The organism is Mycobacterium scrofulaceum (genome assembly GCF_002086735.1).
Classification (GTDB): Bacteria; Actinomycetota; Actinomycetes; order Mycobacteriales; family Mycobacteriaceae; genus Mycobacterium; species Mycobacterium scrofulaceum.
Genome location: NZ_MVIJ01000019.1, coordinates 84652 through 100159, shown reverse-complemented (window position 1 = coordinate 100159; position 15508 = coordinate 84652). Strand labels below are relative to the sequence as shown.

Below are 15508 nucleotides of genomic sequence, written 5' to 3'. Positions count from 1 at the left end.
GGCTGGGGCAGGCGTTGCTGTTGCGGGGCGGCCTGCCGGTGGGCGGGGTTCATACTCGGTGCTCGTGTTCGACCCGGTCGTCAACCTGGTCGCCTGCCGCCGCGGACCGGGCATCGGGCGGGTCGGGCCGGTCCAGGTCGGCGCGGTCGGGCTGGCCGCGGAAGCGGTGCCACAGCCGCCGCCCGGCCAGCAGCACCAGCACGGCCGCGGCGGTCATCGTGATCGCGAACAGGACCTTGCCGTAGGCGTTGGAGTGCACCGACAGACGCACCGGTTCGCCGAGGCGCATGCCGTCCGGGGTCCGCAGCGACACGTCGATGGCGACCCGCTGGGTGAAGTTCACTTCGATCGGCACCCGCAGCGGCAGGTATCCGGGCGGCAACTCGATCTGGCCCACGTCGGTGACGGTCATCCCCGGCGGGGCGTCGACCTGCAGTCGCACCCGGATGGGAACGGCCAGGCCGTTGTGCAGCGCCAGCGGCAGCGGGCTGTGCTCGGTGGCCAGCGTGTACGAGCCGCCCGGGTTGACGATGGTGACCGCGCCGAACAGATCGTTGATGGTCTTGCCGACGACGGCCAGGCGCTGCTGGGCCAGACCGTTGCGGGTGTCGGGCGGCTCCGATTGGCTCAGCGCGCGCAACATGTCTTCGCGCAGGGGGGCGGTGTATGCGATGCCGGTCAGCCCGGTGCGTTCGTCGGTGCTGAGCGCGGAGGTCAGGCCCCACAGCCGGCCGACCTGACCGGCGACCGCGGCGGTGACGTCGTCGCCGAATCGGCCGCGCGCGGAGGTGTAGGCGCCCGCCGGCTGGGACGGCTCGGTGCGGGCGGCGGCCTCGGCGACCACTGCCGGCAACGGTCGTGGCACGGCCAGGCCGGAACGGACGCTGGTGGTCAGCGCGGTCAGGATGACGTGGGCGTCGTCGGCCTGCAGGTTCCACGTCCCCGGCGGGACCAGGATCTGGGTGCGGGGAGCGTCGTCGCGCCGCAAGGCGTGCCAGAACATGGAACCCAGGGCGTCCTGGCGGCGCGCGGTCACCGAGTCGTGCGCGAGCCGGACCGTCAGCGAGGAGTCCAGGTAGGTCGGCACGGCGGGGGAGCTGCCCGCCCCGGCCAGGGCGGCGCCCACCGCCGGGTCGAACGGCGCTTCCACCACCTGCGGGGACAGCCGCCGCGGGGCGGTGTCGACGGTGGTTTCGGTGGATCCCTGCGCATCGGGGGCGGACAGGTCGGCGGCGGCGATGGCGACGGTGCTTTCGTTGGCGCCCAGCAGGGACACCGCGCGGTTGGTCAGCGGGCCGTCGGGCAGCAGCGTGGCGCCGCGGACGGAGGCCACGTCGAGGATGCGGTCGACGATGCTGTTCACGCTGGTGGTGGCGGCGGCGCTGAGCCCTCGGTCGTTGACGCGCTGTAGGGCGTCCAGGTCGGCTTGCGCATAGGGCAGCGGCACGACACAGGTGCGGTGTGCCAGGGCGCGGAGCCGGTTGAGCCACTCGACCGCCGCGGCCTGCCCGGCGCCCGGATGCGTCGGGGTGCCCGGGAGTTGCGCGGGCCCCTCCGGGGAATCGGAGACCACGTAGCCGGCGGTCATCGCGTTGACGGTGACGAGTAGGTCGGGGTCGACGGCAAGACACAGGGCGCGGCCGACGGCGCCGTCGGGGTCGACGTCGTGGCTGGTGGCGACCTCGGCGGCCGACAGCAGGATGTCCAGCCGGCCGCCGCCGGCCAGGGAGGTGGCGAGGTCGTCGTCGACCAGCCGCACGGGGATGGTGCCGCCGGGGACGCCCGGGGCCAGCCGGGGCCGGTCGGCCAGCGGCCACAGCATGGTGATCCACACCGGTTTGGAGGTGTCGGGCGCGACGGCTGAACTCAGATCGCCGCTCTGGTCGGGGGGGACGCCGACCACGGGCAGCAGGAACCGCGCGTTGTCGAGGCGGGCGGGGGCGCCGTAGTCGGGTGTGCCGTTCACGTTGACCAGGACCGGATAGATGCCCGGCTTCTCGACGCCCAGCGACTGCTTGGTCAACGAGCGCAGCGGCGCGGACAGGGTGAAGCCGGCCTCTTGCCCGCGCTGCAGTTCGGGAGCCACCGTGAGGAAGTCGGCGGCCGGTTGGTACTGGTCGGTGTCGCCGTCCAGGCTGGTCCGCAGGCCCGTCGACGCGGTGACCGCACCGGCGTGTTCGAGCCGGACCATCACGTCGCGGACGGGACGGTCGCCGATGTTGGTCACCATGCCGCTGACGGTGACGACGGGCTGGCTGGACGTGGTGACCACGTCCGGAGTGACTTGGTCGACGCGGACCCGGACGAAGGGCGTGACACCGGGTTCGCCCGCGGCCGCGCGCGGAATGACCGGCCCGGTGAGCATTGCAATCCCGGCCACGATGCCGATCACTGCCGCGAGGCGCAATAAGCAGAGTCGGGACGCCGTCACGGCCCTGGCCTGTGGCCGTTCTTCCGGCTGGTGGCCGGCTTGTCGGCGTGCCGGGTGCGCGAGTGCGTCTGCGGGCGGCGCCGGGGAGAAGTGGCGGGCAACGGCGGCAAGGCGGCGGGGCCGTCGCTCTGCAGCTTGTCGATGAGCTCGTCGGCCACGCGGGCCAGTCGACGTTCGTCGGCGTAGGCCAGCTTCGACGGCAGTTCGTGGATAGGCACCCAGGCGACCTCGGCGACCTCGAGGTCGTCGTCGGACAGCTCGCCGCCGGAGAAGCGCATTAGATAGTGATGCACGGTCTTGTGCACCCGGCGGCCGTCGGTGACGAACCAGTAGTCGATGCGTCCCAGTGCGGCCAGCACGCTGCCGCGGATGCCGGTCTCTTCGGCGACCTCCCTTATGGCGGTCTGCTCCGCGGTCTCACCTTGTTCGATGTGCCCCTTGGGCAGCGACCACAGCATCCGCCCCCGCCGATCCGTGCGGCCGATCAGCGCGGCGACCTGCGAGTCGCGCGGACCGTCGAGGCCGTCGATCACCAGACCGCCGGCGGATGTTTCGTGCACGGTGCGCAACCGGTCCGGTCCGCGGCGAGACGAACGGGATCGGCGCGATTGCGTCGCCGTCGAGTCGGTGGGCGCTTGGCCGTTCGTCTGGTTCTCGGTCGGACCCGCAGCGTGGTTCTCGGTCGGACCCGCAGCGCCACGACCGCGGCGCCGCCCCCGGCGCCGACGTGGCTTGCTCTGTTCGCCGTCCGACACCCAAGCGATAGTAGCTGGCACGGCATCGTCTCCCAGGACATACTCGCCGCTGGGGGGCGTGCGATGAAGTTACCGAACGCGTCTGCTCAGATCGGGCCGATCGCGTTGGCGAGGACAAACGCGGGAATGAAGATCAGGAGTGAGAGGGGCCCGGACAGGCTGCCAATCATCATTCCGCGGCCGATCTGGCCCCATCGGCCCGATGCCCTTGCTATCACTGCGCCGATACCGATGTACGACAGCGTCACGGGGAGAACGACAATTACCAAGGGCCACATCGGCAGAACAAACAGCCAGGTGACGAGATCGACCAGCAAGACGTGCACTATGGCGACCGCGAAACTCAAGGGCCCGTAGCGATTCTCGGCGGTGGTGGCCAGGGGCGTATCTGTCATCGAGGGCCTTTCAGCGCAGGACTAAATAGGCGAAGATCGTTCCGCCCGCGAGCACGACCGCCGAGCAGCTGACGACGCTGATGCCAAGGCCGCGATTACGCGGCGATCCGGACTTCAGGAGTGCGGCGCCGACAACCAGCGACACCACCGCCGTAATCACGGTCGCGGTCAGCATCCATGCGCGCTCACCGGCGTACGCACTGTGCGTGTCGAACGGCCACTTACCCAGCAGCCACATCGCGACAAGCAACACTCCCACGATCAGTTGAACGACAAAGGGCGCCGACCATGTCGCCGTGCGCCAGGAGCGGGTGTCGAAGAAATCCGCTCGGGTAGAAGTCGACATGGTGTTGCTCTCTGTCACCTGATGCTCGTGCTGGCCGGCTGAATCGCAGTGTGCCCCGTAGCGCGAACGCTACTACCGCACGTCGACCGGTCAATTCACCGTCGGCGCGGGCCGGCGGTTGGCACGCGCGGGTGCGAGGCTCCTCACACGGGTTCTTCGGCCCCGGCCGACTACGCTGATCGAACGTGTCCGAAGCCGATGTCGAGCTGCTCGCCGCCGCCGCGGTTGCGCTGAACCAGCACGCGCCCATGCTGCGCGAGTTGGGGTCGGCGTTCGACGCGGCGGGCCACGAGTTGTACCTCGTCGGCGGTTCCGTGCGAGACGCCGTCCTGGGCCGGCTGAGTCCCGACTTGGACTTCACCACCGACGCGCGACCCGAACAGGTGCAAGAGATCCTGCGCCGCTGGGCCGACAACTTGTGGGACACCGGCATCGAGTTCGGCACGGTCGGCGTCGGCAAGGGCGGCCATCGCTTGGAGATCACCACCTTCCGCGCCGATGCCTACGACCGGGTTTCGCGCAAGCCCGAGGTGCAGTTCGGCGAGCGGCTCGAGGACGATCTGGTGCGCCGCGACTTCACGGCCAACGCGATGGCCGTGCGCATCACCCCCGAGGGTCCGGGTGAATTCCTCGATCCCCTGGGCGGTTTGGCCGCGCTGCGGGAGCGGGTGCTCGACACGCCGGCGGCTCCGTCGGTGTCCTTCGGCGACGACCCGCTGCGGATGCTGCGCGCGGCGCGGTTCGTCGCGCAGCTCGGCTTCGCGGTCGCCCCGCGGGTGCGCGAGGCGATTGAGGAGATGGCTGGCGAGTTGGCGCGGATCAGCGCCGAGCGGGTGGCCGCCGAGCTGGACAAGCTGCTCCTCGGCGACGACCCGGTGTCCGGCATCGACCTGCTGGTGCAGACCGGCATGGGCGAGGTCGTGCTGCCCGAGGTCGGCGGCATGCAGATGGCCATCGACGAACATCACCAGCACAAGGACGTCTACCAGCATTCGCTGACCGTGCTGCGGCAGGCAATCGCGCTGGAGGACGACGGCCCGGATCTGGTGTTGCGCTGGGCCGCGCTGCTGCACGACATCGGCAAGCCCGCCACCCGGCGGCACGAGGCCAATGGCGGCGTGAGTTTCCACCACCACGAGGTGGTCGGCGCCAAGATGGCGCGAAAGCGGTTGCGCGCGTTGAAGTATTCCAAGCAGATGGTCGACGACGTGTCGCAGCTGGTGTATCTGCACCTGCGGTTCCACGGCTACGGCGAGGGCAAGTGGACCGATTCCGCCGTGCGCCGCTATGTGACCGACGCGGGGCCGTTGTTGCCGCGGCTGCACAAGCTGGTGCGGGCCGACTGCACCACCCGCAACAAGCGCCGGGCCGCGCGGCTGCAGGCCAGCTACGACCGGCTGGAGGCGCGGATCGTCGAGCTGGCCGCCCAGGAGGATTTGGCGCGCGTGCGTCCCGACCTGGACGGCAACGCGATCATGAAGCTGCTGGACATCCCGGCCGGCCCGCAAGTCGGGGAGGCGTGGCGGTTCCTCAAAGAGCTGCGGTTGGAACGGGGGCCGTTGACGACCGAGGAGGCGACCGCGGAACTGCTGCAGTGGTGGCGGTCGCGGGGGAACCGGTAGCGGCGGTTGACCGTCCGACCTTGTGTGGACCTTTGTATGAGCGGTGACGACGGCAGCGCGGAGATCTGGCACCGGGATCTCGACCTCGATCTGGACGGCGATGGTCGGCTCGATGCCTTCGGGCTGGACTTCGATGGTGACGGCCTGCACGACGACGCATTCGTGGATCTCGATGGCGACGGCGTCGCCGATCATGTGGTGCTCGACCTCGACAACGACGGAACGCCTGAGGCCTACTTCACCGACGACGGGTCCGGGACGTGGGGGGTGGCCACCGACCAGGGGCGGCAGCTGCGCTGGTTCGGGCTCGACGGCGCCGAGCACACCGGCGGCCCGTTGGTCGATTTCGACAGCCACGGCGGCGCCGACGATCGGCTGTTCGATAGCGACGGGGACGGGGTGGCCGATCGGGTGCTGTGCGCCGGCGACAAGGGTGTCACCGGATACGTCGACACTGACGGCGACGGCAAGTGGAATGTCCGGCTGACCGATTCGGACGGCGATGGTCATGCCGACGGGGCCAGTGCGTTGTGAGGTGGACAAACTGTGCAAGGAGTCGAGGCGGTGCAGCGCCCTGCCGTAGGCGGAGATTGGTAGCCCGGACACCGCGACAGAGGTGTCGGGCAGTTAACCCGGAATCTGATTAAGGCAGTAGTTGGTGACATCGAGCGCAGCTTGCTGGCCCCTGTCGGTGTTTATCAGTTCGACACCGACGTCGATCAGCACGTTGTTTTTGGCAGCTATTGCGCGGTCAAGGCGCGATCGAAGCAAAGGTCCTTGCGCCGTCACCACCATGGTGGTGATCCCGTTCTCGCCGATGTCGGGGACGCCAATAGCCGTCTTAACGGGCTTCAAACCTGGAGACCCGTGCAGTGTCATGGTGGAACCCCCGCACTGGCGCCAGATCGACAATGAGTTCGCGAGCTGTTCTTGGGCTGCTGCGGGGTCGCGAAAGGTCAGAACTGCTTCGCCCACCATCTGGTAGGCGGGTCCATCGCGCGGTTCGAGGCTGACCAATGCGTAATAACCAGTGACCGCCTGCATGTCGTACGAATTGTGAGCACCGCCCCCTAGAACCGGGCGGCACTCCTCGGGGTCGAGATCTCCAGAAGTTTTGCTGGGCTGGAAGGTTGGCGGTTGGGCTACAAGGTTCTGGATACCGACGAAGTTTTTTACATCGTTCAGAGGTGGTAACAGCCGGGGTAGCTCCGCTGGCCTCACCATGGGCGGTGGCGCCGGTGAGGGCACAGTCGTTGGGGAAGCGAGGGTTGGATCAAGGATAGACTTGGCAGGTGGCGCCTTGTGTGGAGTCATGATTGCCGCGGTGATTGCGCCGCCGATCGCCAATATCACGGCCGCGACTGTCACTAGTATTCGTCGGCGGTACTTTCGTCCGGCTGGCGCGTAGTTTGCCTGGCCGTAAAAGGGAGTTGAGCCGACTGCGGTCGGCAGGCCGCCTGGATCCTGCTGCCACCATCGCGAATCAGGCGGGTTGCGAGAGGAAACATTTTGTGACCCGAAGTGCGGCGGAGTTCCCCCTGCGGCGCCACGTCCGTGCAAGGCCGAAGAGGCAGCATGGGCCAGCTCCCGCGCTGAAGTAAACCGGTGTGCGGGATCCTTTGCCATGGCGGTGGCGATCACCTCGTCCATCGCCGTCGACAGCCCAGGCAGCTTATCGGAGATCGTTGGGGGCGGCCTGTGCAGATGCGCTGCGATTACCGCTACAGCGCCACCCCCGGCCGAATACGGAACCTCGCCTGTGAGAAGTCGAAACAGCGCGCATCCCAAGGAGTAAAGATCGGCGCGCCCGTCGAAATGCTGTCCAGCGAGGACCTCAGGCGCCGCATAGGAGAGGGTGGCCAGGACTGAACCGGTTGCAGTCAGACCGGCATCGTCAAGTGCTCGGGCGATTCCGAAATCTCCTAGGAGCACCCGCTGATCGGCTCCAACCGGCCCCGACATCAGAAAGTTCGCAGGCTTGATATCGCGGTGCACCACGCCGCGTTGGTGTGCATAATCGACTGCTTTCGCGATCTCGCCGATTACGTATACGGCCTGTGCTGCGGGCATGGGCGCGGCCCGCATGGCGTCTTCAGCGTTAACACCGTCGACGTACTGCATCGCGATCCAAAGCTGGCCCTCGAACTGACCACGTTGATGAATCGAAACGATGTTGGGATGATCCAGCGCTGCGGCAACGTCGGCCTCCCGGATGAAACGGGTTCTGAAATCCGGGTCGCGCGACAGCTCCGCAGCGAGTACTTTCAAGGCTTCATTTCGCGGCAAGTCCGGGTTACGGGCCAGGTAAACGGTGCCCATCCCGCCGGCACCCAGCACCCGTTCGATTCGGTATCCGGCAAAGACAGACCCCACGCTCAGCATGACGGCGACCGGCCGTTCAAAATCAGCCGCGTCACCACACCCCACCCGCATGGCGCAAGCGCAATGACCCCAACCTCCTTAGGGCATACAACTACCAAATCACGATAAACAGCCTGAGCCGCGGGCGGCGCGATCTCCAGTCAGAGGACCGGATAAGTCTTTTCAGCACGCCGGACGCACCGTCAAGACCCTTCTTGCCTGTCGACGTGGGGCAGGTCATCCCGACCGCGGGGGACTGACAACTGGCCTGAGCGCCGGCAACGACGTTTTTGGCGGATGACCGAAGCATCCTCGGCGCTGTCGACGTACATGCTTCGCGGTTGAGGACGAAGCCACGGGCGGCAGCAGTGGGACGTGAGCGGTGGAGCGATTCGGACGGTGCGTTCAGGCAACAGGGTCAACGCGCTGGCATGGTGACAGCGGCAAACCACTTGAATTGACCGCTGCCGCTCGTCTATTTAGCCTGGTCAGTACTGGCGGGACTTGCGGTTCGATGGCTTCGTTCGTTGGCGCAGCCGATCGGGAGGGTGGCAAATGTTTGTTGATACAGCGTTATTGCACTCCGGGGGTAATGATTCGCACCGCGCCGGCGGGCATGCGCAAGAAGGAGCAGATCAGTTGGCCCGTGGGCCGTTGGCTTCGGGAATGTTCGGCGACTTCGCCGAAGCCGATTTATTCCACGAAGCGGTGAGCGCTGCGCACACGCGACACGTTGAGAACCTGCAAGGCCACACGCAGACATTGACCGATGTCGGTTCGAAGGCGCATTACGCGGCTCGAGGTTTCACCAGCATGGACCAGCACAACGCCGGCGAGATGGAGGCTGCGCGGCCGGGGCCTGGTCCTTCGACGTTGCGGGTGTGAGAGGCGGGTCGGGTAGGCACGAGTTCTGCGGAAGTGCCGTTTTTAGCCTGACCGAGAGCACGTCCCGGCGCTGACCTGCCGCATGCATTTTCAACGGCGGGTGCGCCCAACCTGTGGAAACACTCGAATAAGACCTGCAAGAACTGCGCCCTTGCCGTAGCTGCTCGCGAGAGGCGGACGTGCCGCACGACTGCGAGGTCGACTCGAAGCCGCAGAATGGGGCCCCTGCGGGTGGTTTCACTGGACAGTCAAAGCTGCTGAGCTGGCAGCTTCGTGGCGTTCAGTGATAGTTCGGCACAGTGATTTGATGGCATCCCGTTCGTTCCTTCACTATTGAAGGCGAAGGGCAATCATCCAGCGGGGATCTATCCGTCAGGGGCGGACAAGGAGGGCACATGGCGGGGGACCTACCTCCTAATCGTGGTGAAGGTTCGGCGGGTTGGCCAGCTTTTCCCGGGCCACCGAACCCGACCTATTCAACTGAGCGAGCCATATCCCGGAGTTCCTGGCTAACGATTGTGCTAGCCGCGATTGCCGTGTTACTAAGCGGTGCTGCACTGATCCTCACACTGATGAAGCCGTCGGCGCCGGGCCAGCCTTCAGCAACCACAGCGCCCACCTACACCGCCGCAGATATTACGGCCGCACACCAGAAATTGTGCGATGCGTACCGCCTGGCAGCTCATGCCGTGCAGATAGAAACAAACGGCACTAGCCCCGAGCGCGCAGGCATCGCCGAAGTGAATAGTGCGATGATCTTGGAAAGTGCGGTGAACGCATCTCCAGCGTTAGGGTCCAGCGACCGGGGCGCCGCAGTTGCCTTGGCCCGGGCGTATAACAACCTGGCAGCGGTCGCAAGCCTCAATGACAATTTACTTTGGCAGCCAGCACTCAACGACGCCAATGCTAAAGACACCGCAATGAGAAAGGTCTGCGGTGAGCCTTGATCTTCCGCCGGGCAAGTTCACGTGGTCGCTGATCGGGCCGTGGTGGCCCGCGCCACCCGCTGTTCTCCGGGAGGCTGCGCGATATTGGAATCAAGCCTGTCAACAACAGCAGCAGTTTGCACAAGATTTGCGCAATCAGCGGACCATGGTGACGGCTCATAATCGGGGTCGGACAGCTGAAGACTTAAGTGCTCGTTACTACAACGGTGAGCAATTTCATTTAGACCTTGCTGAAAAATACCGGGACAAGGCCTCTGCGCTAAACGCCTGCGGCGACCAGATCGATGCTTTGCGTTCCAAGCTGGCGGCTATCGCAGCTGAGGGAAACCAAGAGATTGATCGAATACTTGCATCTAAGGAACCGGAACTAGCGAAACTAGCGGAAATACAAGCCGCTCAAGCTCTATGCAATTCTCGGGCAGAAGTCGCCTCCGACGCTGCCCTGAGCAATATGTTTGCCGCCACCCAACCGATGCTCGCTAACGAGGGCATCCACGGTGATGCCAAATCGTGGGCGCGTGAGAGCGGCTTCGATACCGGTCATGTTCCAAGACCTCAGCCGATCAGCCAGGAAGACCTGAACTCACCGCAACCTTCGCCTGCAACGAAGGGGCTTGGTGGTGCGCAGGCTCCGAGTGATCCATTGCCCCACGGCACAACACCGACAACTTCGCCTGCGGCCGGCGGCGTTCAGGCGCCCGGCGGCTTGCCGCCTGGTGGGAGTACACCAGCGCCCTTGCCAGGAGGAGCAGGCATTGGAAATGCCCAACGGCCCGGGGTTCAGCTACCAGGCACTCATATGGCGCCAACGCCGGCCGGTACTTCTCCGGTTAGCGCTGGCGGGTCAGTTCCGAGCGCGCCGTCGATGAATGCGCCCGTACCGACGACCGGCGTGGGACAGGGTATGTCCGGGGGATTGGGCCAGTCATTCGCGAGCGGACTTGCGACGGGACAAACGGCGGGTGCGGGCCCGCAGTCGCTGTCGACGGGTGCGATGAACGCACTGGAAGGGGGGTCGCCCCCGGCTGCGCAGACGGGCAACCCGGTTCCTCCGCCAGTAACACCGAGCGTTCCGGCAGGGGGAGCATTTATCGCGCCAGGCCCTGCGGCCGACCCGTCTCCGACCACGACCGCTCCACCGGCACCCGCCTCTAGCAGTGGGCTCACTTCCGTCGCGGCACCTGTGGTGACCGGAGGCCGGTGGTCGGTGCCGGCGGCACCTGTCGCCGGCAGCCCTGCCGGTCCGTTGCCCGCGTACGGTTCGGACCTCCGTCCACCGGTGGTGGCACCCCCCACGATGCCAGCGGCCCCTTCGGGACCGGTATCCGGCGCCGCGGTCGCCCCCTCGCCGGGTTCATCACCCTCGGCCGGTGGTCCTTTGGTTTCCCCGGTAGAGCGGGCGGCGCAGGGAGCTGCGGCCGGGCAGGCAGGCACAGGCTCGTCCACGATGGCCGGCGCGTCGGCGCTCTCCGCGGCGTCCGGCGCGACAGCCGGCGCCGCGTCAAACAAAGCGGCGGAACAGCAACGGCTGCAACGGATTGTCGATTCGGTAGCCCGCCAGGAGCCGCGGCTGTCCTGGGCGGCTGGATTACGCGACGATGGCACCACGACCCTGCTGGTCACCGACCTAGCGGGTGGCTGGATTCCTCCACACGTCCGACTGCCCGCCCACGTCACTTTGCTTGAGCCATCAGCACGACACCGCGATGCCAACGTGGTTGATCTGCTGGGCCGCATTGTCGTCGCGGCCGCCCACCATGCCAAAACTTATGTGGGTGAGCCCGGCAACGACGAACCGCTGTTAACAGGCGATCGGCTCGCGCGGTCCGCCACGCCTCAGGTGGAAGAGCTCGGGCCGACCCTCGTAGAGGCTGTGCGCCGGCGCGATGGTCTACCACGTATCGCCCAGGCTGTTGCGGCGCCGGCGGCACGGAAGACAGGTGTCCTTGAAAACGAGGACCAGCTGCTGCGCGAATGTATTGCAGATATTCAGCATTCTGTGCTGACCACCTACCCACATCACGACCTAGCGGTGGTAGGGGATTGGATGCTTCTGGCAGCGATCGAAGCGTTGATCGACGAGCATCAGTACTTGGCGAATTATCACCTAGCCTGGTTTGCCGTCATTAACGAGCAAGGCAACGCATGAAGCATGCATCTCTGCTTGTCATTGACGATCTCGGTGGCCGCCAAGTGTCAAGGTGACTACCGCCCACAACGATTTGTGAGAAAATGGGGGTTCCCGCCGCCACCGCGCGGCGTGGTCGGCATCGGAAGCGGGGTGGAGTTGTGACTGTTCAAGCGGATTCACCCGGCTATCAGTGGGCTGCCAATGGTCCTTCGTTCCCGCCGCCGCTCGCGCCGTTCCCGCCTCCTCCGCCGGATTCGTCGCCGGCGGGTGGCCCCGCCACTCAAGCAGCAATAGCTGCTGCCAACGCCGGCGTGCCCAAAGATGCCGCGGACGCCGCCGCCGCCGACGCGGACCGCCGAGCTCACGCCGCCGACGCGGCCGCGAAATTTCCTGAAAACGAAGCTCAGTCGGCACAGCAGATGCAAAACGTCGGTCAGCAGGCCCCGCAGATGATGCAGCAGATGCTGCAGAGCATCACCGGCGCGCTCGGGGGAGCGGTCGGCGGCGTGATGCAGCCACTGACGCAGCTGCCGCAGCAGGCGATGCAGGCCGGCCAGAGCGCCATCCAGCCTTTGATGAGCGCGGTCCAGGGCGCCCACGGCGCGGGCCTCGTCAACGACGCGCATCTGGTCGACAGCGTCAAACCAGACGCGGGACTGGGCGGCGGCGCGGGTTCGGGCGGGGGCGGTGCCGGCCTTGGCGGTGGCACCACGCCCGCCAGCTCTCTTGGCCCGCCACCGGTGCCGACCTCGTCCCCGCCGACGACTCCCGCCGGCGCGGCCAAGGCGGGCATGCCGCCGCCGGTGAGCGGCGCGCCGACCACCGCGGGACCGACCAGCATGGGTGGCATGGGGATGATGCCCCCCGGCGCCATGGGCGGCCACGGTGAAGGCGGCAACAAAGAGAAGCCCCCGGAGAAGCGCATCTCGGCCCCGGGCGTGCCCAACGGCCAGCCGGTCAAGGGCCGCCTGACGATGCCGCCGAGCCCGCCGGCGCCCAAGCCCGGCGAGGACAAACCCACCGTGGTGACCAACCGGCCGAATCGGCGAATCGTGATCATGCCGACCGAGGACGAGGCCAAGGAATAGCCCACCCCGCGGCGCCATTTCTAAGACTCCGAAGGTGAGTGGTCGCAAGCCGGTCCCGGCAGTAGGGTCGCTACGTAATCGCTCGTTATTGACAGCGGAACAGCCGATTCGTGCATGCTATTGCTACGGATTTTTGCGGCCAGAGGGTGTGGGAGTAGCAGCTCGAGTGTCCAGGACGGATGGGCGCAATAGGGGACCAGGGTGGGGCAGTCATTGACTGATCCGCTGACGATGCACGCGGTGGCGGTCTTGGCCCGCGGCCACGGTCTGTTCGCCGGTGAGGTAACCGCCGCCCGGGTCGGCAACGCTCAGGGCCATCCCGAGCCCCGAACCGAGGGCCTCCCCGACGCGGCAGCGAGAAGGTCGACCAAAACCCTGAACGACCTCCGCCGGTCGAGCGCCACCGACCGCACGCTGGCACGAATCATGGCGATGGCGCACCAGGATCACGCGCAGGCGAGGGCCGCGACCCGGGCGATCCTGGACGACGCCACGACCGACCTGTCCACGGCCGATACCCCGATGGCACGGCGCGAGGCGATGGCCCGGATGGCGGGCAGGCTGCGGGCCCAGCGCCGGCACATCCTCAACTCGCGCCGGCGGGCACGGCTACTGGCGCTGCGGCTGCGCCGGCTGCGCTATCGACAGAGGCGGAAAATGCGTGGCGACCAGGGCAGCGGACGGCCGGCCGTCGTAGCGGCGATCCGTAAAGCGTTGGATATCAAGGGCCTTCACGATCCGGCCGCGCGTGCTCGCTGGGAGCGCGGCATGGATTTGGTCGCTCGTCGCGAGTCCAACTACAACGCCAACGCGGTCAACGACTGGGACTCCAACGCGGCGCGGGGCACGCCGAGCAAGGGCGCCTGGCAGTTCATCGCGCCCACGTTCGCGGCCTATCACCAACCGGGAACCTCGCGCGACATCCACGATCTGGTGGCGCAGGCGTGCGCGTTCATCAACTATGCGATGGGCCGCTACGGTGTCGCCCCGGACGCGTCGAATCTGGCCGATCTGATTCAGCAGGCCGATCCTCGCCGATCACCTAAGGGGTATTGAGCATGCCGCTGAGTTTGTCGAACCGCGACCAGAATTCCGGTCACCTGTTCTACAACCGGCGACTGCGCGCGGCGACCACCCGGTTCTCGGTGCGGATGAAACACGACGACCGCAAGCAGACCGCCGCGCTGGTGTTGTCCATCTTGCTGGTGGCCATCGCCGCCGGGTGGATGATGCTGCTCAACGTGCTGAAACCCACTGGCGCAGTAGGGGAGTCGGCGATTATCGGCGACCGGGACTCCGGCGCGATCTACGCCCGCATCGACGGGCGGCTCTATCCGGCGCTGAACCTGACGTCCGCCAGGCTGGCCACCGGAACGGCGAACGAACCGACCTGGGTGAAGCGCGGCGAGATCGCGAAGTACCCGACCGGGCCGCTGATCGGCATTCCCGGTGCGCCCGCGGCGATGCCGGTGAATCGGGGCGCGATTTCGGCGTGGGCCGTGTGCGACACGGCCGGGCGCCCGCGCAGCGGTGAGAAGCCGGTCGTCACCTCGATCGCGGGCACGCTCAACGGAGGTGGCCGCGCGGCACCGCTGGCCGACGATGCCGGCGTGCTGGTTACGTTCGAGGGCAACACCTACGTCATCTGGGGCGGTAAGCGTTCGCAGGTCGACCCGGCCAGCCGAGCCATCACCCTGAGCCTGGGGCTGGACCCGGGAGTGACGTCGCCGGTGGAGATTTCGCGCGCGCTGTTCGACGGACTGCCCGCCACCGAGCCGTTGCGCGTCCCGGACGTTCCCCAGGCGGGCGCGCCGTCGACCTGGGTGTCGGGATCGCAGGTGGGCGCGGTGCTGCAGGCCCAAACCGCCGGCGGCGGTAAGCAGTTCTACGTTCTCCTGCCCGACGGAGTCCAGAAGATCACCAGCTTCGTCGCCGATCTGCTCCGCAGCGCCAACTCCTACGGGTCGACGGCGCCCCGGGTGGTCACCCCCGACGTGCTGGTCAACATCCCCCAGGTGAACTCGCTGGCCGTCGACTACTACCCCACGAAGCGGCTGAATTTCATTGACACCGCGGCCAACCCGACCACCTGCGTCGGGTGGGAGAAGGGCTCGACGGACCCGCAGGCCCGCGTCGTCATCTACAACGGGCGCGGCCTTCCGGTGTATTCGTACCTGGACGACCGGATCGTGCACCTGGTGCGCGACGACCGCGACGCCGCGTCCGTGGTCGCCGACCAGGTTCTGGTGCTGCCGGGGGCGGCCAACTTCGTCACCTCGACCAGCGGGGTCATCACCTCGGATTCGCGCGAATCACTGTTCTGGGTGTCCGACAACGGGGTGCGGTTCGGCATCGCCGCCAACGACGACACCCTGCGGGCCCTCGGGCTCGACCCGGCCTCGGCGGTGCAGGCCCCGTGGCCGCTACTGCGCACTTTCGCTGCGGGCCCGGCCTTGTCGCGGGAGGCGGCGCTCGTGGCGCGCGACACCGTGCCGGCCCTGGGCAAGGCGGCCGTGGTGACGACATCAGCGAACGCGGGAGGCTAGG

13 protein-coding genes are annotated in these 15508 nt (G+C 67.0%); 8 read left to right on the top strand and 5 right to left on the bottom strand.

Annotation, left to right across the window (positions count from 1 at the left end; all coding sequences use genetic code 11):
- Positions 1 to 49: 49 nt before the first annotated feature.
- The 4 genes from BST44_RS14535 to BST44_RS14520 form a co-directional block, all read right to left on the bottom strand.
- Positions 50 to 2431: a hypothetical protein gene (locus BST44_RS14535; protein WP_083177800.1), complete on the bottom strand. Its 2382-nt coding sequence runs from the start codon at positions 2429 to 2431 to the stop codon at positions 50 to 52.
- Complete coding sequence (locus tag BST44_RS14530) at positions 2428 to 3186, bottom strand: NUDIX hydrolase (protein ID WP_083177799.1); 759 nt, start codon at positions 3184 to 3186, stop codon at positions 2428 to 2430. Before BST44_RS14530 ends, BST44_RS14535 begins: the two co-directional genes overlap by 4 nt.
- 86 nt (positions 3187 to 3272) lie before the next feature.
- The gene (locus BST44_RS14525) at positions 3273 to 3500 is read right to left on the bottom strand and encodes a hypothetical protein (RefSeq protein WP_083177813.1); all 228 of its coding nucleotides are present in this window, start codon (positions 3498 to 3500) and stop codon (positions 3273 to 3275) included.
- Between the two features lie 91 nt (positions 3501 to 3591).
- Positions 3592 to 3834, bottom strand: coding sequence for a hypothetical protein (locus BST44_RS14520; RefSeq protein ID WP_083177798.1), 243 nt, complete (start codon positions 3832 to 3834; stop codon positions 3592 to 3594).
- Positions 3835 to 4112: 278 nt separating this feature from the next.
- Here BST44_RS14520 and BST44_RS14515 point away from each other — a divergent pair, with 278 nt between their 5' ends.
- Positions 4113 to 5549 (top strand): CCA tRNA nucleotidyltransferase, encoded by a 1437-nt coding sequence (locus BST44_RS14515; RefSeq protein ID WP_083177797.1) that lies wholly within the window; start codon positions 4113 to 4115, stop codon positions 5547 to 5549.
- Between the two features lie 36 nt (positions 5550 to 5585).
- Complete coding sequence (locus BST44_RS14510) at positions 5586 to 6083, top strand: pullulanase (protein WP_439330724.1); 498 nt, start codon at positions 5586 to 5588, stop codon at positions 6081 to 6083.
- A gap of 93 nt (positions 6084 to 6176) precedes the next feature.
- Here BST44_RS14510 and BST44_RS14505 read toward each other — a convergent pair whose 3' ends face one another.
- Positions 6177 to 7982, bottom strand: a complete 1806-nt coding sequence (locus BST44_RS14505) for a serine/threonine-protein kinase PknH/PknJ (RefSeq protein ID WP_083177795.1) — start codon at positions 7980 to 7982, stop codon at positions 6177 to 6179.
- A 483-nt stretch (positions 7983 to 8465) separates the two neighbouring features.
- On the opposite strand from BST44_RS14505, the gene BST44_RS14500 reads away from it, so the two are divergent.
- The 6 genes from BST44_RS14500 to eccB all read left to right on the top strand — a co-directional run bounded on the left by BST44_RS14500 (position 8466) and on the right by eccB (position 15507).
- Entirely contained in the window at positions 8466 to 8795 is a 330-nt protein-coding gene (locus tag BST44_RS14500; RefSeq protein ID WP_083177794.1) for a DUF2563 family protein, read from the top strand.
- Between the two features lie 572 nt (positions 8796 to 9367).
- Entirely contained in the window at positions 9368 to 9742 is a 375-nt protein-coding gene (locus BST44_RS14495) for a hypothetical protein (RefSeq protein WP_244184816.1), read from the top strand.
- Positions 9743 to 11189: 1447 nt separating this feature from the next.
- Positions 11190 to 11891 carry a DUF5631 domain-containing protein gene (locus BST44_RS31470; RefSeq protein ID WP_142274495.1) on the top strand — a complete coding sequence of 234 codons (702 nt, stop codon included), beginning with the start codon at positions 11190 to 11192 and terminating at the stop codon, positions 11889 to 11891.
- Between the two features lie 140 nt (positions 11892 to 12031).
- Positions 12032 to 12961: a hypothetical protein gene (locus BST44_RS14480; protein WP_439330723.1), complete on the top strand. Its 930-nt coding sequence runs from the start codon at positions 12032 to 12034 to the stop codon at positions 12959 to 12961.
- 231 nt (positions 12962 to 13192) lie between these two features.
- Positions 13193 to 14017: a transglycosylase SLT domain-containing protein gene (locus tag BST44_RS14475; RefSeq protein ID WP_083177790.1), complete on the top strand. Its 825-nt coding sequence runs from the start codon at positions 13193 to 13195 to the stop codon at positions 14015 to 14017.
- Positions 14018 to 14019: 2 nt separating this feature from the next.
- Positions 14020 to 15507 carry a type VII secretion protein EccB gene (gene eccB / locus BST44_RS14470; RefSeq protein WP_083177789.1) on the top strand — a complete coding sequence of 496 codons (1488 nt, stop codon included), beginning with the start codon at positions 14020 to 14022 and terminating at the stop codon, positions 15505 to 15507.
- The last annotated feature ends 1 nt before the right edge of the window (position 15508 follow it).